The organism is Promicromonospora sp. NPDC023805 (assembly GCF_040639635.1).
Taxonomy (GTDB): Bacteria; Actinomycetota; Actinomycetes; order Actinomycetales; family Cellulomonadaceae; genus Promicromonospora.
In genome coordinates, this window is sequence record NZ_JBFAAH010000003.1 from 1 (window position 1) to 26439 (window position 26439).

Here is a 26439-nt window from a genome sequence, read left to right on the forward strand (position 1 = left end):
GTACAACGCCAACTCGACCATCCCCGCCGAGCAGCTCACCCGCCGGGTCGAGGTGCCGTCTCCTTGAGCTACTCAGGGAGACTCGGACAGGCGCTCTACTTCGCGGACCGCTCTACCTCGGTCAGCGCTCTATGTCGCCGCGGATGAAGGCCTCCAGCTGGGCGCGGCCAGCGGTGTCCTCCATCTGTACCGGCGGGGACTTCATGAAGTAGGTGGCCGCGGACAGGATCGGGCCGCCGACGCCGCGGTCCTGCGCGATCTTCGCCGCGCGCACCGCGTCGATGATGATGCCCGCCGAGTTCGGGGAGTCCCAGACCTCGAGCTTGTACTCCAGGCTGAGCGGCACCTCGCCGAACGCGCGGCCCTCGAGGCGCACGTACGCCCACTTGCGGTCGTCGAGCCACGCCACGTAGTCCGACGGACCGATGTGTACGTTGCGGTCCTCCTTCTTGCCGGCGAGGGCGCCCGTCAGGTTGGACGTCACGGCCTGCGTCTTGGAGAGCTTCTTCGACTCCAGACGGTCGCGCTGCAGCATGTTCTTGAAGTCCATGTTGCCGCCGACGTTCAGCTGGTAGGTGCGGTCAAGGACGACGCCGCGGTCCTCGAACAGCTTGGCCAGCACGCGGTGCGTGATCGTCGCGCCGACCTGGGACTTGATGTCGTCGCCGACGATCGGCACGCCCGCGTCCTCGAACTTCTTGGCCCACGCGGGATCGGAGGCGATGAACACGGGGAGGGCGTTCACGAAGGCGACGCCGGCGTCGATCGCGCACTGCGCGTAGAACTTGGCGGCCTCCTCCGAGCCCACCGGCAGGTAGCACACCAGCACGTCGACCCGGGTCTCGCGCAGCGTGGCCACGACGTCGACGGCGTCCTTCGTGGACTCGTCGATCGTGGCGCGGTAGTAGTCGCCGAGGCCGTCGAGGGTCGGGCCGCGCTGGACCGTCACGCCGGTGGGCGGCACGTCGGCGATCTTGATGGTGTTGTTCTCCGACGCGCTGATGGCCTCGGCCAGGTCGAAGCCGACCTTCTTCGCGTCGACGTCGAACGCCGCGACGAACTCGAGGTCCGACACGTGGTAGTCGCCGAACTGCACGTGCATGAGGCCCGGGACGGTACTCGCCGGGTCGGCGTCACGGTAGTAGTGCACGCCCTGGACCAGGGACGAGGCGCAGTTTCCTACGCCGACGATGCCCACGCGGATGGAGGTCATCCTCGCTCCTTCTTCGTTTGGTCTTGCTGCGATGGGCGGGGCTGCGCCGCAGCACGACCCCGTTCCGTGGAGATGAGGCTGTCGAGCCAGTGCACTTCACGCTCGACCTTCTCGAGCCCGAACCGCTGGAGCTCGAGTGCGTATTCGTCGAGCCGTGAACGCGGGTGCGCCGCGGCCTGGCGGTATGCCTCCAGTCGTTCGGTCAGCCGGGTGCGCCGACCTTCGAGAACCCGGAGGCGGGTCTCGGCGTCGGTCTGCGCGAAGAGCGCGAACCGGACGTCGAAGTTGTCGTCCTCCCAGGCCGCGGGGCCGGCGGTGGCCAGAACGGTCTGGAGGTGCTCCTTGCCCTCGGCGGTCAGCTCGTAGACGACCCGGCGTCGGCCGAGGGGTTTGGGCTTGGCGGTGCGGCCGGGTATCACCGGCTTGGTCCTGCGTGGTGGGACCAGCGGCGGTTCGGTCTCCGTCGTCGCGATCAGACCACGCGTGACCAGGGTCTTGAGGGCCGGGTAGAGCGTGCCGTAGGAGAAGGCGCGGAACGAGCCGAGCACAAGATTCAGGCGCTTGCGGAGCTCGTACCCGTGCAGTGGGGACTCGTTGAGCAGGCCGAGGACCGCGGTCTCCAGCACGTCGGACCGACTGCGCACGGCGGCCTCCTTCCCGAGCTCGACCCGGTCTTCCGGTCGGATCCATTTCCCGGTCTACGACTCGATGTATCGAGTCGATACATCGAGAGAATATGCACGCGGATCGCGGTGCGCAATCCGCCGCTCCGGTGCCGCACCGCCCAGTTAGTTGGTGGATGAAATGTGAAGCAGGGGCAGACGGACTGGGCTGACCCTGGGGGAAGTGTCCGCGTGCGGGCCCGGGAGCAGTTTCGGGCTATTAGGGCAGGCGGGTGATCCCCTATGGTTTCGGTTTGTCCGCCGTGGCAAGTGTCGACCGCAGGCGACGGGCGCAAGTCGAACCGAGGAAGAGGCTGACGTGTCCAACTGGAGTCCCCCTCCGATCTGGCCGCACACTCCCCGACGGCGGCAGGGAATCTGGAACTATCCCCGCCCCTATCGCACCGGGCTCCGTGCATGGGTCCCGTCGTGGCGGGTCGTCATGGGCACCTTCCTGACGGGCACGTCGCTCGTGGCCGGCGTCCTCGTGGCCGGATGGTTCGGGTGGGAGGTGCCGGAGGAGAACCCGGACGTCGGGTCGCAGACGACCACCGTGTACTACTCCGACGGCACGCCCATCGGTAAGTTCGCGGCCCAGGACCGCACGATCGTTCCGCTGTCCGAGCTGCCGCCGTACATCGGGCAGGCGGTGATCTCCTCGGAGGACTCGAAGTTCGAGAGCCACCTGGGCATCGACCCGCTGGGCATCGTCCGCGCGGCGGTCAACAACTTCACGGGCGGTGCGCGGCAGGGTGCCTCCACGCTGACACAGCAGTACGTCGAGAACACCTATTACGAGGCAGGCCAGTCGACCTACGCCGACAAGCTCCGCGAGCTGGTGCTGGCGCTCAAGGTGGACCGGGACAAGACGAAGGACCAGATCCTCGAGGGGTACCTCAACACGATCTACCTGGGCCGAGGCGCCTATGGCGTCGAGGCGGCGTCCAAGGCGTACTTCGGGCACCCGGCCACGGAGATCACGGCCTCCGAGGCGGCCTTCCTCGCGGGCATCGTCCCGAACCCGACCTACTGGGATCCCCGTCAGGGTGAGGTCGCCCAGAAGCAGGCTGAGATCCGTTGGACCCGCACCCTGAACCTGATGCTGGAGAACGGCTACATCACCAAGGAGGAGCGGACCAGCGCACAGTTCCCGAAGCTCCAGGAGTACAAGCAGGGTTCCGGAGACAGCCGGACCGCGTACCTGCTGGAGCAGGTGGCGAGGGAGCTTGCCCAGACAGGTCCAGGGGCCGCCGGCATCTCCGAGGACCAGCTGACGAAGGCTGGCTACGAGATCCACACGTCGATCGACCGCAAGATGCAGGCCGCCGCTTACAAGACGATGGAGCTGCCGGAGGACGCCGGTAAGTTCACCCGGGCGTCACTGACGTCGATCGACCCGCAGACCGGTGAGATCAAGGCGATGTACGGCGGGCCGAACTACTCGGAGTACCCGACGAACGCCGCGACCTTCCGAGCACAGGGCGCGTCGACCTTCAAGCCGTTCACGCTGATCGGGGCGCTGCGCGAGGGCATCCCGCTCACCGAGAAGTACGACAGCACGGACGGCATGACCATCGAGGGCTGGAAGCTCGACCCCGACGGCCCAGACGTCCCGCTGAGCAACTTCGACAACAAGTCGTACGGGTGGATCGACCTCGCGGACGCGACGGCGCAGTCGGTCAACGTGGTGTACGGCCAGCTCAACAAGGAGATCGGGCCGGACAAGACGGCTCAGGCCGCCTACGACCTGGGCATCCCACGACCGGACGACAACGACGAGACGAACGACTGCTGCGTCATCAGGAACAACCTGGCGAACGTGCTCGGCACGGACTACGTGACCAACGTCGACCTCGCGCACGCCTACTCGACGATCGCCGCGCAGGGTTACCGCACCACGCCACACCTGGTGACCAAGGTGACGCGCGGAGAGACCACAGTGGACGAGGGTGACACCACTCGCCAGAAGGTGTTCGAGCCGGACGTGATGGCCGCCACGACCTACGCGCTGGAGAAGGTGGTCGAGGAGGGGTCCGGCGCGGAAGCGCAGAACCTCGTAGGCCCCGACGGCGTGACCCAGCGCCCGGCGGCGGGCAAGACGGGCTCGTCGCAGGCGACCGAGTCGGCGTGGTTCGCCGGCTTCGTGCCGCAGCTCACCACGGTGGTCGGCCTGTACCAGTACGACACGGACAAGAACGCCTACGAGCAGGTCCAGCCGTTCGGCGGCTACGAGTGGATGACCGGTGGCTCCTGGCCCGCCAAGGCATGGACCGCCTACATGAACGAGGCGACCGCGGGCATGGAGATCGAGCAGTTCCCGGAGTACGAGCCGCCTGCTCCGGAGCCGTCGCCGTCGCCGTCGTCCTCTCCCTCGCCGAGCCAGTCGGAGGAGCCGGAGGTAGAGATGGTCGTCGTACCCGACAACCTCGTCGGCCAGCAGTACCCCAACGCCGCCTCGGCGCTCGCCGGTCTGAACCTCGTGCCCGCGCAGGTGGAGGTGGACAGCGACCAGGAGTCAGGCACCGTGCTCGAGGTGGCCCAGGCGGGCCAGGAGGTCGAGGTCGGCACGACCATCCAGGTCCAGGTCTCGAACGGGTCCGCCTTCGAGGAGGAGACCACCACGGTGCCCTGGGGCCTGGTGAACCAGGATCAGGGCTCGGCAGAGGGGCAGCTGGAGGCCGCCGAGCTGACGCCGGTCATCCAGGAGCAGGCGTCCGACACGGTGCCGGAGGGCCGGGTGATCTCGGTCGACCCCGGCGAGGGGTCGGAGGTGCCGCTGGGCAGTGAGGTGACGCTCGTCGTCTCGACCGGGCCCGAGGAGGGCGGCGGTGATCCGTCCGGTGATCCGTCCGACGGCGGGATCTTCGGGTAGGTCATGACCTGCGGGGACGGGCTCGGCCGGCGTCGGCCGAGCCCGTCGTCGGGCCGGGTGAAATGCAGTTGATACCGCCGCTTGAACACGGTGCGTACACAGAGAAACCGCGTTTGTACTACTTGCCGCGAACATCGATCCTCTATCGTTTCCTCGGCCCGGTGCGATCACTGGACCGATACGAGGAACGAGGAAGACGTGGCGAACAGGAGTCCTTCTCCGATCTGGCCGCAAACTCCCCGACGGCGGCGGAGTGTCTGGAACTACCCGCGGCCGTACCGCACGGGGATCCGCGCCTGGGTCCCGTCGTGGCGAGTTGTCGTCGGCACCATGCTGACCGGTATGTCGCTAGTGGTGGGCGTCTTCGTGGCCGGATGGATCGGCTGGCCGGTCCCTGCCGAGAACGAGGAGATCGGTTCGGAGACCACCACGGTCTACTACGTGAACAAGCAGGTGATGGGCACGTTCGCGGCGGTGGACCGCACTATCCGGACCCTCGACGAGCTGCCACCGCACATACCTGCGGCAGTGCTGGCGTCGGAGGACCAGAACTTCAAGAACCACATGGGGATCGACCCCGCGGGCATGGTCCGTGCATTCGTCAGCAACGTGACCGGCGGTACCCGGCAGGGCGCGTCGACGCTGACGCAGCAGTATGTCGAGAACACCTATTTCGTGCCGGGCCAGTCCTCCTACGCGGACAAGTTCCGCGAGATCATCCTGGCGCTCAAGGTGGACCAGGAGAAGTCGAAGAACGAGATCCTCGAGGGCTACGTCAACAGCATCTATCTCGGCCGCGGCGCCTACGGGTTCGAGGCCGCGGCGAAGGCGTACTTCAACAAGCCGGCGGCGAAGCTGACCGTCTCGGAGACCGCGATGCTGGTGGGGATCATCCCGTCGCCGTCGTACTGGGACCCGCGCTTCGGCGAGGGGTCGCGCGCCATCGCCGAGGAGAAGTGGGACCGTGTCCTGCGGAACATGGCGGAACAGGGCGTCATCACCCAGGAGGAGTGGAAGTCGGCCACGTTCCCCGAGCCGATCGAGTACAAGCCGGTGTCCCGCGCCGGACAGGTGGGCTATCTGCTCGAAGAGGTCCGTAAGGAGCTGGCCGACCCTGACGGGGCGAACATCACCGAAGAAGAGCTCATGAAGAGCGGCTATGAGATCTACACCACCATCAACCCGAAGTGGCAGAAGGCCGCGGTCGAGACCGCGAACACCATTCCGTACAAGGGCGAGGGCGCCGCTTCGAAGGAGCTCGGCGTCTCGATCGTGTCGGTCGACCCCAAGGACGGCGCCATCCGCGCCCTGTACGGCGGTGCGGACTACGCGGTGAAGCAGTACAACGCCGCCACCGACGGCAAGGCGCAGGCCGGCTCCACGTTCAAGCCGTTCACCCTGATCGGCGCACTCGAAGAGGACCACGAGCTCAACGAGCTCTACTCCGGAAACAGTCCGATGCAGATCGACGGCTGGACCGATACGCCGGGCGGGCCTGAGGAGGAGCTCACCAACTTCGGCACCGAGCCCGGTGGTGAGTCGTTCGGCGACATCGACCTGATCGAGGCGACGGCGAACTCGGTGAACACCGTCTACGCGCAGCTCAATCTGGAGATCACACCGCAGAAGACGCAGGACGTCGCGATCAGGGCGGGGATTCCCAAGGAGGATACGAACGCCACGCTGTCCAACGTGCTCGGCACCGCGCCGGTGCGCGCCGTGGACCTTGCGGGCGCCTACGCGACGTTCGCCGCGATGGGCACCCGGACGACGCCGCACATCGTCACCTCCGTGAAGAACGGCGAGCAGACCCGCCATACGTGGAGTGACACGCCGAAGTCGGCCATCGACCCTCAGGTGATGACCAAGGCCACCTACGCGCTGCAGCAGGTGGTCGAGAAGGGGTCGGGCACGCCGGCGCAGGAGCTCCGCGGTCCCGACGGCGAGTCGCGCCCGGTCGCCGGCAAGACCGGTTCCACCAACAGCAACATGTCCGCATGGTTCGCCGGCTACATCCCGCAGGTCTCGACGGTCGTCGGCCTCTACCAGTCGAAGCCGAACGACGGGGGCCAGGCGCCGATCACGCCGTTCGGCGAGTGGGCGGACGGCAGCCTGACCGGTGGTACCTGGCCCGTCTGGGCGTGGACCGAGTACATGAAGAAGGTGACGGTGGGCATGGAGGTGGTGCCCTTCCCGGAGTACGTGCCGCCGCTCCCGTCCCCCTCACCCACACCGACGCCCTCGCCGTCGCCGACGCCCACCCCGGACGACAAGGTGCAGGTCCCGATCGGGCTCGTCGGGCAGCAGTACGACGGCGTCGCTGCGGTGCTGTCCGAGCTCGGCCTCACCCCCGTGCTGGTGGAGGTCGAGAGCGATCAGCCCGTCCGGATGGTGGTATCGGTGCAGCACGAGGGCCAGGAGGTCGACCGTGGCACGGAGATCCGGGTCGAGGTCTCGACCGGACCCCGTGAGGAGATGACGACGGTGCCGGGCGGTCTGGTCGGCGGTGACGAGAACAACGCCAGGAACCAGCTCCGGAACGCGGGGCTCCAGCCTGTCATCCAGTACCAGGCGTCCGACGACGTCGAACAGGGCGTGGTCATGCAGGTCAACCCGAACGAAGGCACCGAGGTGCCCGCCAACAGCCCGGTGCAGGTGATCGTCTCGTCCGGACCGGACGACATCGGCTTCCCGACCGGCGAGCCGACGGGCGAAGGGAACGGGAACGGGAACGGGAACGGTAACGGCGGAGGCGGCGGCTAGCGCTCGTCCTTCCGGACCCGTGACCGAGGGGCTGTCTCCTGCTGGAGGCGGCCCCTCGGCCGTCGCAAGGTCGCCGAGATCTCGTGTGTGAGGGGACTCTCGGCCGTTCGATTCCGCCGTCGTCCGTATGGCGGGTAGTCTTGGCCCTTGCTGTGAACCCTCCTGTCACGGAACGACCGTGACCGCTGAGACCAGAGGAGGTGGGTATACACATGCGTCAGTACGAAATGATGGTGATCCTTGACCCGGAGGTCGAGGAGCGCACCGTTGCCCCGTCGCTCGACAAGTACCTGTCGGTCATCACGACCGAGGGTGGCTCCGTCGACAAGGTGGACATCTGGGGGCGCCGCCGTCTGGCCTTCGAGATTCAGAAGAAGTCCGAGGGCATCTACGCCGTGGTCGACTTCACCGCGACGTCTGCCACCGCCAAGGAGCTGGACCGTCAGCTCGGCCTCAACGAGGTCGTGCTCCGGACCAAGATCCTGCGCACCGGCGACAAGTGAGTCGTCCGAACTGACCCCTCTTCGCCCGCGCGAGTGTCAGTGTCTCGTGGTTGCATTCACCGCGAACCCGGATACCGCGTACGGAACGTCGACTGAATCGAGGAATTGGCATGGCTGGTGAAACTGTCATCACAGTGATCGGGAACCTCACCGGGGACCCTGAGCTGCGCTTCACCCCTTCAGGTGCTGCGGTCGCCAACTTCACGGTGGCGTCGACCCCGCGAACCTTCGACCGCCAGAGCAACGAGTGGAAGGACGGGGAAACCCTGTTCATGCGCTGCTCGATCTGGCGCGAGGCCGCGGAGAGCGTCGCGGAGTCGCTGACCAAGGGCACGCGCGTCATCGCGCAGGGTCGCCTGGTCCAGCGTTCCTACGACACCCGTGAGGGCGAGAAGCGAACCGTTGTCGAGCTGCAGGTGGACGAGATCGGTCCGTCCCTGCGCTACGCCACGGCCAAGGTCACCCGGGCCCAGCGGTCCGGTGGTGGCGGCGGCTTCGGTGGCGGCGGTAACTTCAACGGTGGCGGTGCCCAGCAGGGCGGCGGCTCCGGTGGAGGATTCAGTTCTTCCGGTGGCGGTCAGAGCAATGACGACCCGTGGGCCACGGCAGGCCCGGCGTCGTCCGGTGGTTCGTTCTCGGACGACCCGCCGTTCTGATGCGACAGAGGGCGCAGCGCAGGGTGAGGGCCGAGGTACGAGGCACTCGCCCGAAGCGGAGCCCGACAGAGCATCAGCGATAGATCTGATCGACATCCCCACGTTCATTCTTTTTGCTCGCACGGCCCGCCAGGTCGAGTGAGCAGCACCTGACAAAGGAGCAACACCATGGCAAAGCCTGTGGTGCGCAAGCCCAAGAAGAAGATCAACCCGCTCAAGTCGGCGAAGATCCACAACATCGACTACAAGGACACGGCGCTCCTGCGCAAGTTCATCTCTGACCGCGGGAAGATCCGTGCTCGTCGTGTCACTGGTGTCTCCGTGCAGGAGCAGCGTCAGATCGCGAAGGCCGTGAAGAACGCCCGCGAGATGGCCCTGCTGCCGTACACGTCAACGGCTCGCTGAGGAAGGGATCGAGAACAATGGCAAAGCTGATCCTGACCCACGAGGTGACCGGCCTGGGTGAGCCCGGCGACGTGGTTGAGGTGAAGGACGGGTACGCCCGTAACTTCCTCATCCCGCGTTCGCTGGCGACGCCCTGGACCAAGGGCGCCGAGTCCGACATCAACGCGATCCGTAAGGCTCGCAAGAGCCGCGAGATCGCATCGCTGGACGAGGCGAAGGCCCTGGCCGACTCGCTGTCCGCGAAGCCTGTCGTCGTCGCGGCGAACGCCGGCCCTGGTGGCCGTCTGTTCGGTGCGGTGACCACGGCGGACATCGCCGGTGCGGTCTCCGCTGCCGGCGGCCCGTCCGTCGACAAGCGCAAGATCGAGATCGGTCAGTCCATCAAGACGACCGGTGACTACACGGTGTCGATCCGCCTGCACCCTGAGGTGTCGGCCAAGATCGGCGTGAAGGTCGTCGCCGACTGAGCTGACGCTTGGTTGATCGTCTGACCGCGTGATCGCGTGATCGTGAAGGGCCCCGGTTCCCCATGTGGGGAGCCGGGGCCTTCCGCATGCGTGGCACCGGCCCGGCATCGAGCGACACTTTTCGGCAATTCCTTGAACATCTCTTGCCAATGGGTTAAACCTGGGTGCCAGATCCACTCACTCGATGACGAGGAGAGATGCCATGTTCCGGCAGAACCGGGCGGCTGCGGTCCGCCTGACGATCGCAGCCACCACGGCCGCCACCATGGCCCTCACGCTCACCGCCTGTGGTAGCGGCGGCCCCGAGTCCGACGGGGTGGTCAGCGTCTGGACCGTCGAGACCCAGCCTGAACGCCTGGCCATCCAGGAGGAGGCGATGGCTGCCTGGTCCGAGGAGTCGGGCATCGAGACGGATCTGGTGCCGGTCGAGGAGGACCAGGTGTCGCAGCTCCTGTCCGCCGCGGCGCTGTCCGGCGACGACATGCCGGACGTCGTCAACGCGATCAGCCCCGGGCTGGTCCGCGCCTTCGACCGGGACGGCTACCTCGACCGGGACGCCGCCGCCGACGTGGTCGAGGCGCTCGGCGAGGACACGTTCACGTCGTCGGCCCTCGAGCTCACCAGCGACGGCGACGAGCTGCTCGCCGTGCCCTCGGACGCCTGGCCGATGCTGGTCTACTACCGCACCGACCTCTTCGAGGAGGCCGGCCTGGAGCCGCCCACCACTTACGACGACCTGCGGGCGGCGGCCGAGGAGCTCACGACGGACGGTCGGCACGGCATCACGCTGGCCACCGACGCGGCCGACCCGTTCACGCAGCAGACGCTGGAGTTCCTGGCGCAGGGCAACGGCTGCGAGCTCATCGACGACGCAGGCACGGCGACCCTCGACAGCCCGGAGTGCACCGAGACGATAGAGCTCTACGCGGACCTCGCCGGCGACCTTTCGCCCGACGGCACGCAGGGTGTCGAGTCCACCCGATCCACCTACTTCGCCGGGCAGGCGGCGATGGCTGTGTGGTCGTCGTTCCTGCTGGACGAGATGGCCGGGCTGCGGGAGGAGTTCACGCCGTCGTGCGACGAGTGCGGCGGCGACCCGGGCTGGCTGGCCGAGAACACCGGAGTGGTTCCCGTGGTCGAGGGTCCGTCAGCGGGTGGCGAGGCCGCCGGGTATGTGGAGCTCGTGTCGTGGGGCATCACCGACGGCGCTGACCCCGAGACCGCTGACTTCGTCGAGTACATGATGTCCGACGCGTACGTGGACTGGCTGTCCATGGCGCCGGAGGGCAAGGTGCCCGTGCGGACCGGCACGGCGGACAACCCCACCGAGTACACGGACGCGTGGTCCGAGCTGGAGATCGGCGTCGACGCCAAGAAGACGTTCTCCGACGTCTGGCCGGCCGAGGTGACCGACACGCTGGCCGCGGCCCCCGAGTCCGCTGACCGCTGGGCGCTGCCGCAGGGCCAGGGCGCGATCCTCGGCCCGATCACGAGCGAGCTGCCGCTCGCCAAGGCAGCGGCCGACCTCGGTTCGGGCACCACGGACGCGGCAGAGGCGCAGACGACCATGCAGGACGCCGTGGCCGACATAGCGTCCCGCGACTAGGACGCGGGTCTCGGGATGGCGTCGAAGCTGCGGGGCTCCGAGAACCGGGACGGGATCGCGCTCGTCGTGCCCGTTGTCCTGGTGGTGGCCGCGATCATCGTCGTCCCCATCGTGTGGACGGTGGTGCTGTCCTTCCAGGACGCGCGCTACGTGGACGTGGCCCGCAACGGTCTGTTCAACGAGCTCACGCTCGACAACTATGTCGACGTCCTCACGGCCCCGGCTTTCTGGCAGGCACTGCTCACCACAGTCGAGTACTCGGTCGCGACCACCGCCGGGTCGATCACCGTGGGTCTGGTGGCCGCGCTCGCGTTCCGGGACCGGTTCCGTTTCCGGGCGCCGCTGCGTGCGGTGATGCTCCTCCCCTACGTCGCGCCGGTCGTGGCCACCACGTTCGTGTGGCAGGTGGCGCTGAACCCGCAGTACGGCGTGGTGAACGCGTTCGGCACCCAGGTGCTCGGCTGGGAGCACCCGGTCAACTTCCTCTCGTCCGCGCCCACCGCGCTCCTCACGGTCATCGTCTACGACATCTGGCGGTACTTCCCGTTCGCGTTCATGTTCCTCGGCGCGGCACTGACCGGCCTCAGTCGCGAGATCGAGGAGGCCGCAGTGGTCGACGGCGCCACACCGCTGCAGAAGTTCTGGTTCGTGGTCCTGCCCCAGCTGCTGCCCACCGTCGCCTTGCTGGTGCTGTTCCGCATGGTCATGGCGTTCAACGAGTTCGACGACGTCTACCTGCTCACCGGCGGCGCGGCGGGCACCCAGGTGGCGTCCGTGCGGGTGTTCGAGCAGCTCACCGGGTCGAGCGACATCGGAGGCGCGAGCGCGACCGCCGCCGTGATGGCCGTGTTCCTCGGCGTCGCGCTGGCGATCTACCTACGCCTGACGGCCAGGCAGAGGGAGGCGCGATGAGCGCGGTGACAGTCCAGACCAACGTGCTGCGGGTGCTGCGGGTGGTAGTGATCGTGGGACTCGTCGTGGCCACCGTGGTGCCGTTCGTCTACATGCTCTCGCTGAGCTTCGTGCGCATCGACGACCTGCTGCGGGACCCGTTGCGTGTGCTGCCGGCGCTCGACCGGATCACCACCGAGACCTATCGGGAGGTCCTGGCCTCGGAGGAGGACGGCGGGTACGGGTTCGCCCGGTTCATGCGCAATTCCGCGATCGTCGCGGTCGGGGCCTCCGCGCTGACCGTCGTGCTCGTGGTCCCGGCGTCGTACGCCCTGACGCGCCTGCGGTTCGCGGGGCGCTCGCAGGTCTCGTGGCTGTTCCTTGCCGTCTACCTGTTCCCGACGATCATCATCGCGGTGCCGGTGTTCGTCGGGTTCCAGGTGCTCGGGCTGGGGTCGTCCCTGGTGGGCCTGGTGATCGCGTACGTCGCGCTGACCGTCCCGGTCTCCGTGCACATGCTGCGCAACTACCTCTCCGGCATCCCTGAGTCGATAGACGAGGCGGCGGTGATCGACGGCGCCTCGCGCCTCCAGATCCTGACGCGCATCACCGTGCCGCTGGCGATGCCCACGATCATGTCGACGGCGCTGTACTCGTTCATGATCGCGTGGAACGAGTTCCTGTTCGCGCTGCTGTTCCTGTCCGCGAAGCAGGACCTGTGGACGGTGTCGCTCGGACTGACGCGGCTCGCCGACGGGCAGGAGGTGTCGAAGACGGTCCTCATGGCCGGCAGCGTGCTCCTCACGGTGCCGATCGTGCTCCTGTACGGGGTGGCCGAGCGTGCCCTCACCGAAGGGCTGACCGCGGGCGCGGACAAGGGGTAGCGCAGGAGCCGGCTGCGGACGCGTACGCGGGGGCGCAGCCACGTCCGACCGCGGGGCCAGGTTGATGAGTTTCGCAGGTCGGCGTCGGCGGGTGATCTTTCCCCGCTTTACTGAGTTGTGATCAATAGAAGCGTTCCCCAGAGCCCCGACCGCCGGTACGTTCAGCCCAGACGCCCGAGATGACGGGCTTCGTGCTCGCCAACGGCGGCGAGCCCGGCGGTGGCGCCGGTTGGACAAGTTTTTCGCGGGGCGACGGTGCCCGCGGAGCGAGAGGCGAACCGATGACGCAGTTGCACGCATCCCGAACACCACGATCCGGGCCAGGTCCAACGATCATGACGGCGCTCGGCGTGGCCGTGCTGCTCGCCGGCACCATAGTGGTCACGGCCTTCATGCTCATGTTCCATGGCGGGGTCGCTGACGGCGCAGGTCGCCTGGCCGACGGCGCAGGCGACCTGAACGACGGCGTGCAGGCGGACCTGGTCGCCGGCGTCGGCGATCTCGGTGCCGGCGCCGCGGACCTCAACACGGCCGTACAGGACGACGTAGTTCCGGGCGTCGAGAAGCTCGCCGACGGGGCTGGTCAGCTCGACGCCGGTGCCGCCGAGCTTCGCGCGGGTGTGATCAAGCTGCACAACGGATCCAAGAAGATCGCCGACGGCACCGCCGAGACGGCGGAGGACGTGTCCGACCTGGCTGATGCGTCGCTGCTGCTGACCGCAGGCTCGACGAAGCTGAACAACGGCCTCGGTCAGCTGAGCGGTGGTTCGACGAAGCTGAACGACGGCCTCGGGCAGCTGAATGCTGCGGCACCCGAGCTGGCGGACGGTGCCGAACGGCTCGCCGGTGGATCCCTCCTGGTCGCAGCAGGTGTTGCGAAGGTCAACGAGGGTGTCAGCCCGCTCGATGCGGGTGCGCGCCTTCTCGCTTCTGGTTCCGGAGATGTGCGGGACGGCGTCGCGAAGGTGAGCGACGGCGTGACTCCGCTCGATGCGGGCGCGCGCCTGCTGGCGTCCGGATCGCAGGGCGTGGCGGCGGGGGCCGGCCTGGTCGACTCAGCCGCCGGTCAGCTCGCCGACGGTTCCTCGCAGGTCTTCGTCGGCAGCCAGACGCTGAACACCGGGCTGTCGCAGCTGGCCGCGAACAACAGCACCATCCTGGGCGGTGTCTCCGCGCTCCAGGGCGGTGCGGGCAACCTGGCCTCTGGCGCAGCAGCACTGGACGCCGGAGCTGACAAGGTCGCCGGAGGCGCTCAGCAGCTCGACGCAGGCACCCCTGCCCTTGTTTCCGGGGCCGGCGCTGCGGCGGCCGGTGCCAACCAGGTCGCCGACGGTGCCGCGGCCGTGTCCGGCGGTGTCGGTGCCGCGAAGAACGGCGCGAACCAGCTGGCCGCCGGCATCGGAGGTCTGGTCAACGGGGCGCAGAACGTGCAGGGGGGCAACCAGGCCCTTTCGGCGCAGCTGAACCAGCTCGCCGACGCCACTGACGACGCGACGCTCAAGGGGCAGCTCCGGGCGCTCGCCGACTCGGCGGGCAATCTCGCCGCGGGTGCCGGCCAGGTCAAGGATGGGGCGGCTCAGGCGCAGAACGGGGCCTCCGGCCTCGGTTCCTCGCTGGGCACGCTCTCGGCCGGCGCCGCCAATGTTTCCGCCGGTGCGGCCAACGTGGCCGGCGGCACCGCGAAGGTCTCCACCGGGGTGAACCAGGTGGCCGCGGGGATCGGACAGCTCTCGGCCGGTGCGAACGACGTGGCCGGCGGCGCGGAGCAGGTCAAGGACGGCAGCGCTTCCCTCTACGCCGGGTTCGGGCAGCTTGTGCCGGGCGTGGAGAAGTACGTGGCCGGCGTTGGTTCGGCATACGAGGGCAGCACGACCTTGGTCGCGGGTTCAGGTCGGGTCGCCGGTGGCAACGCCGAGCTTGCCCAGAAGACTCCGACCCTGGTCGCGGGCGCTTCGCAGGTGGCTGCCGGTAACGCAGGCCTCGCGGCCGGCACCGGCCAGCTCAAGGGTGGTCTTCCGGCACTGCTCTCCGGTGCCCGGCAGGTCGCCGACGGCAACGCCGACCTCGCGGTGGGTACTGGTCAGCTCAAGGGAGGCCTGCCCACGCTGCTCGCGGGTGCGACACAGGTGGCCGGCGGCAACGCCGACCTGGCGTCGAAGACGCCGGGTCTGGTCTCGGGTGTCGGCCAGCTGCACACCGGCTCCGGGGCGCTCGTCTCCGGCGTCGGCCGGCTGCACACCGGCTCCGGCAAGCTTGTCGACGGCATCATCGAGGTACGCGACCGCGTGGTCCCGAAGGTCGGCAAGTCGCAGCGCCTGGCCGACGGGTCGGTCAAGGTCCGTGACGGGCTCGAGGAAGCTCGAAAGGGCACCCGCACGCTCGTCGACGGCACGGGTGCCCTGGACGACGGCACCCAGAAGCTGGCAGGCGGCGCAGTAACCCTGGCCGACGGCACCCAGCAGCTCGCGGACGGCTCCGCCAAGCTGGTGGACGGCACCACCGAGGTGGCATCCGGCACGGAGCAGGTCTCCGACGGCACCGGCCTCCTGCGCACCAGCGTGGGCGGCTTCCCGGCAGCCGGCATCGGCATCGGCGCCATCGTCGTCGCCGCGCTCGCCGCTCTGGTCGCTATGGCCGGCCTGATCCTGCTGAACCGCCGCCGCGCCTGATCAGCACCGATCACCACGGATCGCCGGGACAGAGCCAACCGCTCCGTCCCGGCGATCTCGTGTCAGGTGATGTTCACAGCTCGGCGAGCATGTTCGCCATCCGGTCGATCTCCGCCATCTGGTCGGCCGCGATGTTGGTCGCCAGCTCGAGGACCCGCTCCTCGCTACCCGACCCGGCGACCTCCTCGCACATGGTGAGCGCACCTTCGTGATGCTTGATCATGCCCTCGAGGAACAGCCTGTCGAACTCGGTCCCTGACGCCTTCTCGAGCGCCGCCATCTCGGCGTCGGTCAGCATCCCGGGCATGTCGTCGGTGTCGTGCCCGTGCCCGGAGGTCCGAGGGCCGGAGCCGTCGCCCGCCTCCGCGGTGAGCGGCACCGTGTACTCGTTCTCCTCCAGCCAGTCGGACATGAGGTCGATCTCGCTGTCCTGCACGACGTCGATCCGGGCGGCGAACTTCTGCAGCTGCTCCGAGTCGCTCCGCTCGGGGACCAGCACGGACATCTCGATCGCCTGCGTGTGGTGCACGATCATGTCGCTCAGGAAGTCGGCGTCGCCCTTCGAGAACTGTGCCTGGGCGGGCGCCCCCTCGTAGTCCTCGGGGGCGATCGTCTCGTTCTTCTCGCCGGGCTTCCCCGGCTGCAGCACTACGGAGCTGGGCGTCGACACCGGTTCCGGCTCGTCGGCCGGCCCGGTGCAACCGGCCAGGCCGAGGGTGAGCGGCATCAGCACGGCGAGGCCGGAAGCGACCGCGCGGAAGCGCGAACGTCGTGCGGTACCTGTCAGCATCTCCACGGGGCGATCCTCTCGTACGTGCTGTCGCGACCGGGTCTCCGGACTCCGACAGTTGTCGGCACGCGACGATCCTGCCAGGCAATTTGTCTCGGCTGTGTAAAAAGAGGGCCCTAGTTTCGTGGTGCTGGGAGAACGCTGTGGGTCAAACTGCCTATACCGACCTAGGAGGTGTGACGCTCTTGCGTCGTCCAATCCTTACCCGATCGCATGTCCGGGGCGCCGCTGCTGCCGCCCTCGCGGCGGCTCTCGCGGCGACGATGCTCGCTGTCGCGGCACCGAGCCTGGCCTCGCCCGGCGACGGTACGGCGGAGGAGTCCGTCGCCGGCACGACCTCGACGTCCTCGGCAGACCCGGACGTACCGCCGGGCGAGACCGAGTCCTCGAAGATCACGCACCTGAGCAACCAGCGCCCGAACGGCGCGCTGCGGAACACGGGCTCGGACCTCGCGTTCCAGGGCAAGTACGCGTTCGCCGGCAACTACGACGGCTTCACCGTCTACGACCTGTCCGACCCGGAGAACCCCGAGCAGGTGGTCCAGGTCCGCTGCCCGGGCGGCCAGAACGACATCTCCGTCCACGAGAACATCCTGATCCTGTCCACGGACGCGTCGCGCAGCAACGACTCGTGCAAGTCGAAGCCGCTCTCCGAGACCAAGAAGGCGGCCTGGGAAGGCATCAAGGTCTGGGACATCTCCAACCCCCGGAAGCCGAAGTACGTCCAGTCCGTCGAGACCTCCTGCGGCTCGCACACGCACTCCTTGGCCCCGTCCCAGAACAAGCGGGACCTGTACGTGTACGTCTCCTCGTACTTCCCGGCCAAGGAGTTTCCGGACTGCCAGCCGCCCCACGACAAGATCTCGATCGTGAAGGTCCCGCTGCGCTCGCCGGAGTCGGCCCGCATCGTCTCGACGCCGAACCTGTTCCCGGGCGGCGGCTACAAGGGTGACCCGGACGGTTGGGCCTCGGAGACGAGCGGTTGCCACGACATCACCACCTACGCCAAGTACGACCTGGCGGCCGGTGCGTGCATGGGCGACGGCATCCTGATGGACATCTCGGACCGTGAGCGCCCCCGGGTGATCGACCGGGTCCGGGACACCGAGAACTTCGCGTTCTGGCACTCGGCTACGTTCAACAACGACGCCACCAAGGTCGTGTTCACGGACGAGCTCGGCGGCGGCGGCCTCGCGACCTGCACCGACGAGTACGCGCCGGAGCTGGGCGCCAACGGTATCTACGACATCAAGCGCAAGCCGTACGGCAAGAAGGACCTCGTCTTCAGGTCGTACTACAAGATCCCGCGCATCAACACGGAGAACGAGAACTGCGTGGCGCACAACGGTTCGCTGATCCCGGTGCCGGGCAAGGACGTGATGATCCAGTCCTGGTACCAGGGCGGCGTCTCGGTGTTCGACTTCACGGACTCCCGCAACCCGCGGGAGCTCGCCTGGTTCGACCGCGGCGAGGGTGTGAGCGGCGGCGGTACGTGGTCCACGTACTACTACAACGGCTACGCCTACTCGAACGACCTCGACATCGGCTTCGACACCTTCGAGATCGCCGACTCGATCGACCGGCAGGCCGAGAAGGTGCGGCTCCGGTCCCTGAACCCGCAGATGCAGGAGTCGTTCGGCCGCTGACGCGTCCGCACAGAAGAACCACGCCGGCTCCGGCGCACCAGGCTGCCCGACGGCGGCGGGCTGCTTTCCGTACGGAAGGTGCCCCGTCTGCCGTCGGGCAGTCTTGCGTCGCTTGGGGCAATTGTCACCACTGTGTAAAAAATCGCCAATAATCCTGGTACTGAGAGGTACCTGTGAGCCACACTGCCTCAACCGATCTAGGAGGTGTGACGCCCGTGCGTCGTCCAACCTTTACCCGATCTCGCGTCCGGGGTGCCACTGGCGTCGCCCTGACAGCGTTCTTCGCTGCGGCGACGGTGGCACTGGCAGGGCCCGTGGCTGCGTCCGCCGCAGAGCCGGACGTGCCGCCGGGCGAGACGCAGTCCTCGAACATGACCCACCTCAGCAACCAGCCCAAGAACGGTGCGCTGCAAGGTACGGGTTCGGACATCGCATTCCAGGGCAAGTACGCGTTCGCCGGCAACTACGACGGCTTCACCGTCTACGACCTGACGGACAAGCAGAACCCCGAGCAGGTCGTCCAGGTGTACTGCCCGGGCTCGCAGAACGACATCTCTGTCTACAAGAACCTGCTGGTGCTGTCGACCGACTCGTCGCGCAGCGACGACTCGTGCGCGTCGACGTCGCTCCCCGCCACCGAGAAGGCGGCCTGGGAAGGCATCAAGATCTGGGACATCTCGAACCCGCTCGCCCCGGAGTACATCAAGTCGATCGAGACGGAGTGCGGCTCGCACACGCACTCGCTCGCCCCGTCGAAGAGCGGCCGCGACCTCTACGCGTACGTGTCGTCCTACTCGCCGAACGCGACGTACCCGGACTGCCAGCCGCCGCACGACTTCGTCTCGATCGTGAAGATCCCGGTGAAGCACCCGACGGCGGCCAAGCTGGTCGCCACGCCGAACCTGTTCCCGGACGGCGGCTACGAGGGTGACCCCACCCGCAGGGCCTCGACGACGAGCGGCTGCCACGACATCACCACCTACGCCAAGTACGACCTGGCCGCCGGCGCGTGCATGGGTGACGGCATCCTGATGGACATCAAGGACCGTGAGCGTCCCCGCGTGATCAGCCAGGTGCGGGACACCGAGAACTTCGCGTTCTGGCACTCGGCCACGTTCAACAACGACGCCACCAAGGTGGTCTTCACCGACGAGCTCGGCGGCGGCGGTCTCGCGACCTGCACCGACGAGTACGCGCCGGAGCTGGGTGCCAACGGCATCTACGACATCAAGCGTTCCTGGTACGGCAAGAAGGAGCTGGAGTTCGCGTCGTACTACAAGATCCCGCGGATCAACACGGCCGCGGAGAACTGTGTCGCGCACAACGGCTCGCTGATCCCGGTCAAGGGCAAGGACATCATGGTCCAGTCCTGGTACCAGGGCGGCGTCTCCGTCTTCGACTTCACCGACTCGGACAACCCGCGCGAGCTCGCGTGGTTCGACCGTGGTGAGGGTGTGAGCAGCGGCGGCACCTGGTCGACGTACTACTACAACGGGTACGCCTACTCGAACGACCTCGGCATCGGGTTCGACACGTTCGACATCGACGACTCGATCGACCGTCGTGCCGAGCGGGTCAAGCAGTACAGCCTGAACCCGCAGATGCAGGAGTCGTACGGCTACTGACCCCTGACCCCACCCCGTCGAGGTAGTCGTCCGTCGAGGTAGACATGCGGCGAGGTAGTCACCCGGTTCGCGCTGGGTGACTACCTCGCCGCAGGTCTACCTCGGCAGGTGGGCTCGACGAAGGGGCTCGGGTTTTCGTCTGAGGGTTTTCCGTGATGGCGCGACCGGGGCTTTGTATGGGAACCTCCCGGACATGACGCCCCAGGACTCGACGACCGAGGAGACCACCCCGCCGTCGGGCAGCGTGCCTGATGCGCGGACGCCGGTGCCGACGCCGGAGTACGGGCTGCGCCGCCGCCTCCGGCTCATGGGCGCGGTGCTCGCCGGCGGGCTCGCCGTCGTGCTGGCCCTGCTGCTCTGGCTGGGCGTGCTGGTCCCGGCCAAGCAGAAAGCCGCAGGCTACTCGGACGCGGACGCCACCTACGCCGCCGTCGCGATCGAGCACAACGCGCAGGCGGTGCAGCTGACGGCGCTCGCCCCCGGCCGGTCCACCGACGACGAGGTGCTCGCCCTCGCGGTCGAGGTGGGCGAGGCCTCGGCGGGCCGGGTCGAGGACCTCGCCGCATGGCTCGAGGCGCGGGACATCCCGGTGCCGGTGGCCGGCCGGGAGGCGCTCGCGCTCGCCGCGGACGGCCTGGATACCGAGCTGCCCGACGACGGCAGCGGGCCCCGGGCCGGCGCCACCGCACACTCGCACGAGGGCGGGAGCCACGGCATGCTCACCGACGAGCAGGTGAACGGGATCGCCGCGCTCCACGCGCAGGATTTCGACATCGCGCTGCTGGCCGCGCTCGTCGAGCACCACTACGGCGGGCTGCAGCCGGCCGACAAGGAGATCACCGAGGGCGAGGACGCCGAGGCGAAGGCGCTGGCTCAGGCCGAGGCCGACGCGATCCGCGTCGAGGTGGAGGACGTCCGCGACGCGCTCGCGGGCATCGGCGGCCCAGGCTCCAACGACGGTTCCGGCTCGTAGCCGAGCCGGAACGGGTCAGGGCGCGGTGACGAAGATGTCGAACAGCTCCGGGTGGTGGCCGTGCACCAGGACGGCGAACACGACGGCGTCGAACAGCAGGTGCACCGCCACGACGTAGCTGAGCGACTTGAACTTCGCGAAGATCCAGCCCTGGACCAGCGCGAACGGCACGGTGAGCAGCGGGCCCCACTCGCGGTAGCCGAGCTCCCACAGGAACGACACGAAGATCATCGACTGCAGCAGGTTGGCCTGCCACATCGGGAAGTGCTTGCAGAGCAGGGCGAACACCACGCAGATGAAGAACAGCTCGTCCCAGATGCCGACGGCGTTCACGCCGACGAAGAGCCGCCAGATGTCGCTGGTCCCTTCGAGGTCCGGCCAGTTCAGGTAGGCGCCGGAGCCGAGGAAGTAGAACGGCAGCAGCACGTACCCGAGCGCCACGACGGCGGCCAGGTAGACCCACTGCCCGCGGGTCCAGCGGCGCCCGGTCAGCACGGGGAACTGGATGGTGTCCTGCTTCAGCACGAACCGGGACAGCGCCCACGGCACGAGCACCGACCCGCCGAGGGCCAGGGTGAAGCGCAGCATCCCGGCGTCGGACAGGTCCGCCTGCAGCGAGATCATCGAGATGATCCCCATGCCCACGCCGATCAGCGCCAGGTCGCGGCCCAGCGCGCGGTCGGCCCACAGGCCCAGCGCTATACCCAGCACCAGCGGCAGGTAAGCGATCGGCCGGATGTGGATGGCGAAGAGCAGGATCGCCGACGCCGAGACGAGGAAGGCGGCGGTGAGGCGCGCCGGGGCGACCAGCGAGGCGGGCAGGGTGAGGGTCACGGGGACGAGGCTCCCACACGAACGGGGTGCGTTGTCGACGTCCGGCCTGGTTCTTCGCGTTCCGGGACAACTAGAGTCAGTGCGTAGTAACGATTTCATCCAGGTTCCGGCCCCCAGACGGGCCGGCCACCCCGGCAAGGAGGCCGTCGTGCGCTCACCCGAGCACGTTGAGCTGGTTCGGAACAATCCGGACCTCCCCCCGGTCGCGGTCATCGACCGCAGACCGATGACTCCCGGCAAGAAGCTGATCTTCGCGGTGATCGGGCTGGTCGCGGCGGTCGCGTGGGCCCTCGTCGCGTTCGTGCGCGGCGAAGCGGTCAACGGCGCCTACTTCGTCGTCGCCGCCGTCGGCACGTACGTGGTCGCGTACCGCTTCTACGCGCGGCTGATCGAGTACAAGGTCGTGCGCCCGCGGGACGACCGCGCCACCCCCGCCGAGGAGCACGAGAACGGCAGGGACTTCGCACCCACGGACCGTCGCGTGCTGTTCGGCCACCACTTCGCCGCGATCGCCGGTGCTGGCCCGCTGGTCGGCCCGGTGCTCGCCGCGCAGATGGGCTACCTGCCCGGCACGCTCTGGATCATCATCGGCGCGGTCCTGGCGGGCTGCGTCCAGGACTACCTCGTCCTATGGCTGTCCACGCGACGCCGCGGCCGCTCGCTCGGCCAGATGATCCGCGACGAGATGGGCCGCGTCGGCGGCGCCGCCGGCCTGATCGGCGTGTTCGTCATCATGATCATCATCCTGGCCGTCCTCGCCCTCGTCGTGGTCAACGCCCTGGCCGAGTCGCCGTGGGGTGTGTTCTCCGTCGGCATGACCATCCCGATCGCCCTCTTCATGGGCGTCTACCTGAGGTTCATCCGCCCGGGCCGGGTGTCCGAGGTCTCGGTGATCGGCGTGGTGCTGCTGGTCCTCGCGATCGTGGCGGGCGGCTGGGTGGCCGATACCACCTGGGGCGCCGAGATGTTCACGCTCGAACCGGTGACGGTGGCCTGGCTCATCGTGGGCTACGGGTTCCTCGCGTCCGTGCTGCCGGTGTGGCTGCTGCTCGCGCCGCGTGACTACCTGTCCACGTTCATGAAGGTGGGCACCATCGTGCTGCTCGCCATCGGCGTGCTCATCGCGCAGCCCGCTGTGCAGGCCCCCGCCGTGTCGAGCTTCGCGATAGAGGGCAACGGGCCCGCATTCGCCGGATCGCTGTTCCCGTTCCTGTTCATCACCATCGCGTGCGGTGCGCTGTCCGGGTTCCACGCCCTGATCTCGTCCGGCACGAGCCCGAAGCTGGTCGAGAAGGAGAGCCAGCTCCGGCTCATCGGCTACGGCGGCATGCTCACCGAGTCGTTCGTGGCGATCATGGCCCTGGTCACCGCCATCTCCATCGACCAGCACCTGTACTTCACGATGAACGCTCCCGGTTCGCTCACGGGTGGGGATCCGGCAACCGCGGCGGACTACGTGAACGGCCTCGGTCTGGGCGGGACGCCCGCAACGGCCGCCGACATCCAGGGCGCCGCCGACGCCGTCGGCGAGGAGTCGATAGTCTCCCGCACCGGCGGTGCGCCGACGCTCGCGTTCGGCATGTCCCAGATTCTCGGCTCGTTCCTGGGCGGCGCCGGCATGCAGGCGTTCTGGTACCACTTCGCGATCATGTTCGAGGCGCTCTTCATCCTCACCACCGTCGACGCCGGTACGCGCGTCGCCCGCTTCATGCTGTCCGACACGCTCGGTAACCTCGGCGGCCCGCTGCGCAAGTTCCGTGACCCGTCCTGGCGGGTGGGCGCGTGGATCTGCTCGATAGTGGTGTGCGGCCTGTGGGGCGCGATCCTGCTCATGGGCGTGACCGACCCGCTGGGCGGCATCAACTCGCTGTTCCCGCTGTTCGGCATCGCGAACCAGCTGCTCGCCGCCATGGCCCTCGCCCTGGTCACGGTGGTGGTGGTCAAGAAGGGCTATCTCAAGTGGGCGTGGATCCCCGCCGTCCCGCTGGTGTGGGACCTCGCGGTGACCATGACGGCGTCGTACCAGAAGATCTTCTCGCCCGAGCCGAGCCTCGGGTTCTGGGCGAACCACAACGCGTTCCGCGAGGCGCGGGAGGCGGGCGAGACGTCGTTCGGGACCGCCGCCGACACGGCTGCGATGGACGCCGTCATCCGCAACACGTTCCTGCAGGGCACGCTGTCCATAGTCTTCGCGCTGCTCGTGCTGACCGTCGCGCTGGTGGCGCTGTGGGTGTGCGTCAAGGCGATCCGGGCCGGCGGCCTGCCGACCAGCGAGGAGCCGGACTCGCAGTCGGCGATGTTCGCGCCGTCCAGCCTCGTGCCCACCGACGCCGAACGGGAGGTGGCAGCCCAGTGGACCGCCTACTACGAGGAGAACCCGGACAAGCTCCGGACGGGGACGCACGCGTGAGCTCGCACCCGGTAGCGGGTCGGACGGCGGACGGCGGCGGCGTGCTCGCCGTCGTCCGCCGGGGCTGGCGCGCACTGGCCTGGTACGTCACCGGGGTGCTGGGCGAGAGCGACTACCCGCGGTACGTCGCACACCTGCGTCGTGTGCACCCGGACGCCGCCGTGCCGACCGCGCGGGAGTACTGGCGCGATCGGTACGCGGAGCAGGATGCCAATCCGGGCGCGCGCTGCTGCTGACGCGTCGCCGGCCTCCGCTGGTCGATCTTGTCCCGACAAGCTCGACCAGCGGGGGTCGACCAGCGGGGCCTAGGTCAGGTGGTCGAAGTCGCCTCGGGTCCAGGCCGCGTGGCGGTCGGCGGAACGCAGCACGATCTCGCGCGCGTCGACGGGGATGACACCCCGGAAGTTGTTGTAGAGCCTGTCGAACTCGAACCGCCCCACGTGGTGCGCGACCCGCTGGACCACGGGCCCCGACAGCGGGAGCCGGTTCGGGTAGCTGCGCATGAAGGAGACCGACGTCCGGTCCGGGTTGGCGAAGATCGTGTCGCCGCTCAGCAGCACGCCCTTCCCTGACGCACCCGCCGACCAGTGCGCCACCGAGGAACCCGGGAAGTGCCCGCCCGGCTGGCTCAGGGTCACACCGGGCAGGATCTCCCGGTCGCCCTTCCACAGCTCGACGGCGTCGTCGGACCGGGCGAGCCAGCCGGCGTCGGCCTCGCTGACCAGGATCGGGACGCCGTCGAGCCGGCGGCTCCACTCGACCTGCACCCCGTACATGTGCGGATGGCTCGCCACGATGTACGCCAGCCCGCCCAGGCCCCGGACCGCGGCGACCGCCGCGTCGTCCACATAGCCCGGGACGTCGAACAGGAGGTTCCCCCGAGCCGTCCGGACGATCTTCGCGGTGGGCCCGATACCGACGTCGGGCACGGTGGTGAGGCCGAACAGGTCGGGCTCGAGCTCCTCGACGGCGATGCTCTGCCCCTCCGCCGCGAGCTCCTCCAGCGTGGTCCAGTGCTGCCCGTCGGCGGGCACCCACTGGCGTTCGTCCGCGCAGACGGCACACACCTCGGGCCGGGACTCGTGCTCCACGCCGCACGTGCGGCAGATCCAGAACGCCATCGTCAGGTCTCCTTCGTCGGGCCGGTGCCGCATCGCTGCGGCGGCGCTGCTCCGTCACGATGCGCCCGCGCAGTGGTCGTGTCCAGCAAATCCTTGTCGGTCGCGAAGACTTTCGGTCGCTCGTCCGGCGTGGCGTACCGGTGTGTCGAAATGTGAATCGTTTCAGATTTCTCCCGGGTCTGGCGCGGGCGGGGTGAAATCCATACGCTCGTGACCACGTGGGCTTACAACGTTGTAGGCCGCCGTTCTCAAGGAGGAGTGACCATGGCACCAACGTCACGGCGCCGCCCGCGGCTTCTCGCCGCAGGAGTCGCAGCACTGTCAGTAGTCGTCTCCCTGCTCGCCGCGCCCGGGGTCGCGGCCGCACCCACCGGAACGGCGGCCGGTACCGCGGCCCGCACGGCGGCCAGCGGCACGACGGCGGTCGCGGCACCCGCTGCCGCCTGCGGCGACGGCGCCGATGCGCTCGTCACCGGAAGCCAGTCGTCCGGGTTCACGACTGCGTATCGCGGCCGGACGGTCTACCAGGGTTCGAGCTACGTCGACGCAATCAGGCGGGGCATCAGCGCGCTCACACCGGGCCGCACCAGCCAGGAGAAGGTGTCGGTCATGGCCAGCGCCTGGATCGGCAACAACGCCATCGACCTCCCGAGCCACACGTCGTTCGAGGTCTGCGGCACGCTCGATACCGGTTACGTCGCGGGACGGGGCGCGATCCAGGCGGTAGGGGTCGAGGACGTGTCCATCCCCTACCTGAAGATCACCGGGGCACCGTACTTCGCCCTGCGCTTCGCCGACGTGCACGGTCTGCACCTCGGCCAGATCGACATGCGGACGACCCGGGGCATCGGCATCCGCTTCGAGCGTGACCTGCCCGGCAGCACGAACGTGCGCATGGACTCGGTCTACGCCTCCGGCGTGCCGGGGCACGCGATCGAGACCTGGCACATCAACGGCCTCACGATCGGCACCGTCACCGCGCGCAACGTCGGCGAGTCGGGGCTGCTGATCCAGGGCACGAGCAACGCCACCATCGGGACTGTCGACGGCGACAACGTGGCCACGGGGACCGGCTACGCCACCTTCCGCATGGCCAACGCCAACGGGCCGAACATCACGGTGAACCGCGTGAAGTCGCGCGGCGGCGGCCGTGGCGTGTTCTGCGTGTCGAACTCGCGGGGAGCGCGGATCAACTCGGTAGACCTCGCGAGCAACGGCAACAACTCGATACTCATCGAGAACTGCTCGGACATCACCATCGCCGGCGGGACCGTCAACGGAGGCGGCGAGGTGCGGCTCGCCGCGCGTACGGAGTTCCCCAACAACCGGAACATCCACATCACGCTCCGCGTCGACAACACCTCGGTGCGGGAGTCGCCGTGCGGCGAGAACACGACCTGGAGCCTCACCGGGAACGGCTCCCGCAACATCTGCTGACCCCGCCCGGGG

General features: G+C 68.3%; 21 protein-coding genes. 16 read left to right on the forward strand and 5 right to left on the reverse strand.

Annotated features, from left to right (window positions below):
- Nucleotides 1-121 precede the first annotated feature (121 nt).
- Both AB0F70_RS04885 and AB0F70_RS04890 read right to left on the reverse strand, forming a co-directional pair.
- On the reverse strand, nt 122-1213 hold the full coding sequence (locus AB0F70_RS04885; RefSeq protein WP_357444082.1) for an inositol-3-phosphate synthase: 1092 nt from the start codon (nt 1211-1213) through the stop codon (nt 122-124).
- Nucleotides 1210-1857: a PadR family transcriptional regulator gene (locus AB0F70_RS04890; RefSeq protein ID WP_357444084.1), complete on the reverse strand. Its 648-nt coding sequence runs from the start codon at nt 1855-1857 to the stop codon at nt 1210-1212. Before AB0F70_RS04890 ends, AB0F70_RS04885 begins: the two co-directional genes overlap by 4 nt.
- A gap of 460 nt (nt 1858-2317) precedes the next feature.
- Between AB0F70_RS04890 and AB0F70_RS04895 the strand changes: the two genes are divergently transcribed.
- From AB0F70_RS04895 to AB0F70_RS04940, 10 genes are all read left to right on the forward strand, one after another.
- On the forward strand, nt 2318-4747 hold the full coding sequence (locus AB0F70_RS04895; RefSeq protein WP_357444086.1) for a transglycosylase domain-containing protein: 2430 nt from the start codon (nt 2318-2320) through the stop codon (nt 4745-4747).
- A 330-nt stretch (nt 4748-5077) separates the two neighbouring features.
- Nucleotides 5078-7510 (forward strand): transglycosylase domain-containing protein, encoded by a 2433-nt coding sequence (locus tag AB0F70_RS04900; protein ID WP_357444088.1) that lies wholly within the window; start codon nt 5078-5080, stop codon nt 7508-7510.
- 212 nt (nt 7511-7722) lie between these two features.
- On the forward strand, nt 7723-8013 hold the full coding sequence (gene rpsF, locus AB0F70_RS04905) for a 30S ribosomal protein S6 (RefSeq protein ID WP_207775488.1): 291 nt from the start codon (nt 7723-7725) through the stop codon (nt 8011-8013).
- 110 nt (nt 8014-8123) lie between these two features.
- Nucleotides 8124-8669, forward strand: a complete 546-nt coding sequence (locus AB0F70_RS04910) for a single-stranded DNA-binding protein (RefSeq protein ID WP_357444090.1) — start codon at nt 8124-8126, stop codon at nt 8667-8669.
- Nucleotides 8670-8837: 168 nt separating this feature from the next.
- Nucleotides 8838-9074, forward strand: a complete 237-nt coding sequence (gene rpsR, locus AB0F70_RS04915) for a 30S ribosomal protein S18 (RefSeq protein WP_116673133.1) — start codon at nt 8838-8840, stop codon at nt 9072-9074.
- 17 nt (nt 9075-9091) lie between these two features.
- Nucleotides 9092-9541 (forward strand): 50S ribosomal protein L9, encoded by a 450-nt coding sequence (gene rplI / locus AB0F70_RS04920; RefSeq protein WP_357444092.1) that lies wholly within the window; start codon nt 9092-9094, stop codon nt 9539-9541.
- A 202-nt stretch (nt 9542-9743) separates the two neighbouring features.
- The gene (locus tag AB0F70_RS04925) at nt 9744-11147 is read left to right on the forward strand and encodes an extracellular solute-binding protein (RefSeq protein WP_357444094.1); all 1404 of its coding nucleotides are present in this window, start codon (nt 9744-9746) and stop codon (nt 11145-11147) included.
- A 15-nt stretch (nt 11148-11162) separates the two neighbouring features.
- Nucleotides 11163-12059: a sugar ABC transporter permease gene (locus AB0F70_RS04930; RefSeq protein WP_357444096.1), complete on the forward strand. Its 897-nt coding sequence runs from the start codon at nt 11163-11165 to the stop codon at nt 12057-12059.
- A complete protein-coding gene (locus tag AB0F70_RS04935; protein ID WP_357444098.1) occupies nt 12056-12922 on the forward strand; it encodes a carbohydrate ABC transporter permease in 867 nt (288 codons plus the stop codon). The genes AB0F70_RS04930 and AB0F70_RS04935 overlap by 4 nt, the downstream gene beginning before the upstream one ends.
- 335 nt (nt 12923-13257) lie before the next feature.
- The gene (locus tag AB0F70_RS04940) at nt 13258-15591 is read left to right on the forward strand and encodes a hypothetical protein (RefSeq protein ID WP_357444100.1); all 2334 of its coding nucleotides are present in this window, start codon (nt 13258-13260) and stop codon (nt 15589-15591) included.
- A 73-nt stretch (nt 15592-15664) separates the two neighbouring features.
- Here the strand turns inward: AB0F70_RS04940 and AB0F70_RS04945 are convergent, their stop codons facing one another.
- The gene (locus tag AB0F70_RS04945) at nt 15665-16381 is read right to left on the reverse strand and encodes a DUF305 domain-containing protein (protein WP_357444726.1); all 717 of its coding nucleotides are present in this window, start codon (nt 16379-16381) and stop codon (nt 15665-15667) included.
- 185 nt (nt 16382-16566) lie between these two features.
- Between AB0F70_RS04945 and AB0F70_RS04950 the strand changes: the two genes are divergently transcribed.
- From AB0F70_RS04950 to AB0F70_RS04960, 3 genes are all read left to right on the forward strand, one after another.
- Nucleotides 16567-18027: a hypothetical protein gene (locus tag AB0F70_RS04950; protein WP_357444102.1), complete on the forward strand. Its 1461-nt coding sequence runs from the start codon at nt 16567-16569 to the stop codon at nt 18025-18027.
- A gap of 314 nt (nt 18028-18341) precedes the next feature.
- Nucleotides 18342-19652: a hypothetical protein gene (locus AB0F70_RS04955; RefSeq protein WP_357444104.1), complete on the forward strand. Its 1311-nt coding sequence runs from the start codon at nt 18342-18344 to the stop codon at nt 19650-19652.
- A gap of 193 nt (nt 19653-19845) precedes the next feature.
- Complete coding sequence (locus tag AB0F70_RS04960) at nt 19846-20625, forward strand: DUF305 domain-containing protein (protein WP_357444106.1); 780 nt, start codon at nt 19846-19848, stop codon at nt 20623-20625.
- 15 nt (nt 20626-20640) lie between these two features.
- On the opposite strand, the gene AB0F70_RS04965 is transcribed toward AB0F70_RS04960, so the two are convergent.
- A complete protein-coding gene (locus tag AB0F70_RS04965; protein ID WP_357444108.1) occupies nt 20641-21459 on the reverse strand; it encodes a CPBP family intramembrane glutamic endopeptidase in 819 nt (272 codons plus the stop codon).
- Between the two features lie 148 nt (nt 21460-21607).
- Here AB0F70_RS04965 and AB0F70_RS04970 point away from each other — a divergent pair, with 148 nt between their 5' ends.
- The gene (locus AB0F70_RS04970; protein ID WP_357444110.1) at nt 21608-23869 is read left to right on the forward strand and encodes a carbon starvation CstA family protein; all 2262 of its coding nucleotides are present in this window, start codon (nt 21608-21610) and stop codon (nt 23867-23869) included.
- Complete coding sequence (locus tag AB0F70_RS04975; protein ID WP_357444112.1) at nt 23866-24105, forward strand: YbdD/YjiX family protein; 240 nt, start codon at nt 23866-23868, stop codon at nt 24103-24105. The genes AB0F70_RS04970 and AB0F70_RS04975 overlap by 4 nt, the downstream gene beginning before the upstream one ends.
- A gap of 69 nt (nt 24106-24174) precedes the next feature.
- On the opposite strand, the gene AB0F70_RS04980 is transcribed toward AB0F70_RS04975, so the two are convergent.
- Nucleotides 24175-24990 (reverse strand): hydrolase, encoded by an 816-nt coding sequence (locus AB0F70_RS04980; protein WP_357444114.1) that lies wholly within the window; start codon nt 24988-24990, stop codon nt 24175-24177.
- 264 nt (nt 24991-25254) lie between these two features.
- On the opposite strand from AB0F70_RS04980, the gene AB0F70_RS04985 reads away from it, so the two are divergent.
- Nucleotides 25255-26427, forward strand: coding sequence for a right-handed parallel beta-helix repeat-containing protein (locus tag AB0F70_RS04985; protein ID WP_357444116.1), 1173 nt, complete (start codon nt 25255-25257; stop codon nt 26425-26427).
- Nucleotides 26428-26439 lie beyond the last annotated feature (12 nt).

What these genes read in the sequence shown, in the direction of transcription:
- AB0F70_RS04925 (WP_357444094.1), top strand. Translation starts at nt 9,744, where the DNA reads ATGTTCCGGCAGAACCGGGCGGCTGCGGTCCGCCTGACGATCGCAGCC.
- AB0F70_RS04900 (WP_357444088.1), top strand. Translation starts at nt 5,078, where the DNA reads ATGCTGACCGGTATGTCGCTAGTGGTGGGCGTCTTCGTGGCCGGATGG.
- AB0F70_RS04910 (WP_357444090.1), top strand. Translation starts at nt 8,124, where the DNA reads ATGGCTGGTGAAACTGTCATCACAGTGATCGGGAACCTCACCGGGGAC.
- AB0F70_RS04930 (WP_357444096.1), top strand. Translation starts at nt 11,163, where the DNA reads ATGGCGTCGAAGCTGCGGGGCTCCGAGAACCGGGACGGGATCGCGCTC.
- rpsF (WP_207775488.1), top strand. Translation starts at nt 7,723, where the DNA reads ATGCGTCAGTACGAAATGATGGTGATCCTTGACCCGGAGGTCGAGGAG.
- AB0F70_RS04980 (WP_357444114.1), bottom strand. Translation starts at nt 24,990, where the DNA reads ATGGCGTTCTGGATCTGCCGCACGTGCGGCGTGGAGCACGAGTCCCGG.
- AB0F70_RS04895 (WP_357444086.1), top strand. Translation starts at nt 2,318, where the DNA reads ATGGGCACCTTCCTGACGGGCACGTCGCTCGTGGCCGGCGTCCTCGTG.
- AB0F70_RS04945 (WP_357444726.1), bottom strand. Translation starts at nt 16,381, where the DNA reads ATGCTGACAGGTACCGCACGACGTTCGCGCTTCCGCGCGGTCGCTTCC.
- rplI (WP_357444092.1), top strand. Translation starts at nt 9,092, where the DNA reads ATGGCAAAGCTGATCCTGACCCACGAGGTGACCGGCCTGGGTGAGCCC.
- AB0F70_RS04960 (WP_357444106.1), top strand. Translation starts at nt 19,846, where the DNA reads ATGACGCCCCAGGACTCGACGACCGAGGAGACCACCCCGCCGTCGGGC.
- AB0F70_RS04935 (WP_357444098.1), top strand. Translation starts at nt 12,056, where the DNA reads ATGAGCGCGGTGACAGTCCAGACCAACGTGCTGCGGGTGCTGCGGGTG.
- AB0F70_RS04940 (WP_357444100.1), top strand. Translation starts at nt 13,258, where the DNA reads ATGACGGCGCTCGGCGTGGCCGTGCTGCTCGCCGGCACCATAGTGGTC.
- rpsR (WP_116673133.1), top strand. Translation starts at nt 8,838, where the DNA reads ATGGCAAAGCCTGTGGTGCGCAAGCCCAAGAAGAAGATCAACCCGCTC.
- AB0F70_RS04985 (WP_357444116.1), top strand. Translation starts at nt 25,255, where the DNA reads ATGGCACCAACGTCACGGCGCCGCCCGCGGCTTCTCGCCGCAGGAGTC.
- AB0F70_RS04885 (WP_357444082.1), bottom strand. Translation starts at nt 1,213, where the DNA reads ATGACCTCCATCCGCGTGGGCATCGTCGGCGTAGGAAACTGCGCCTCG.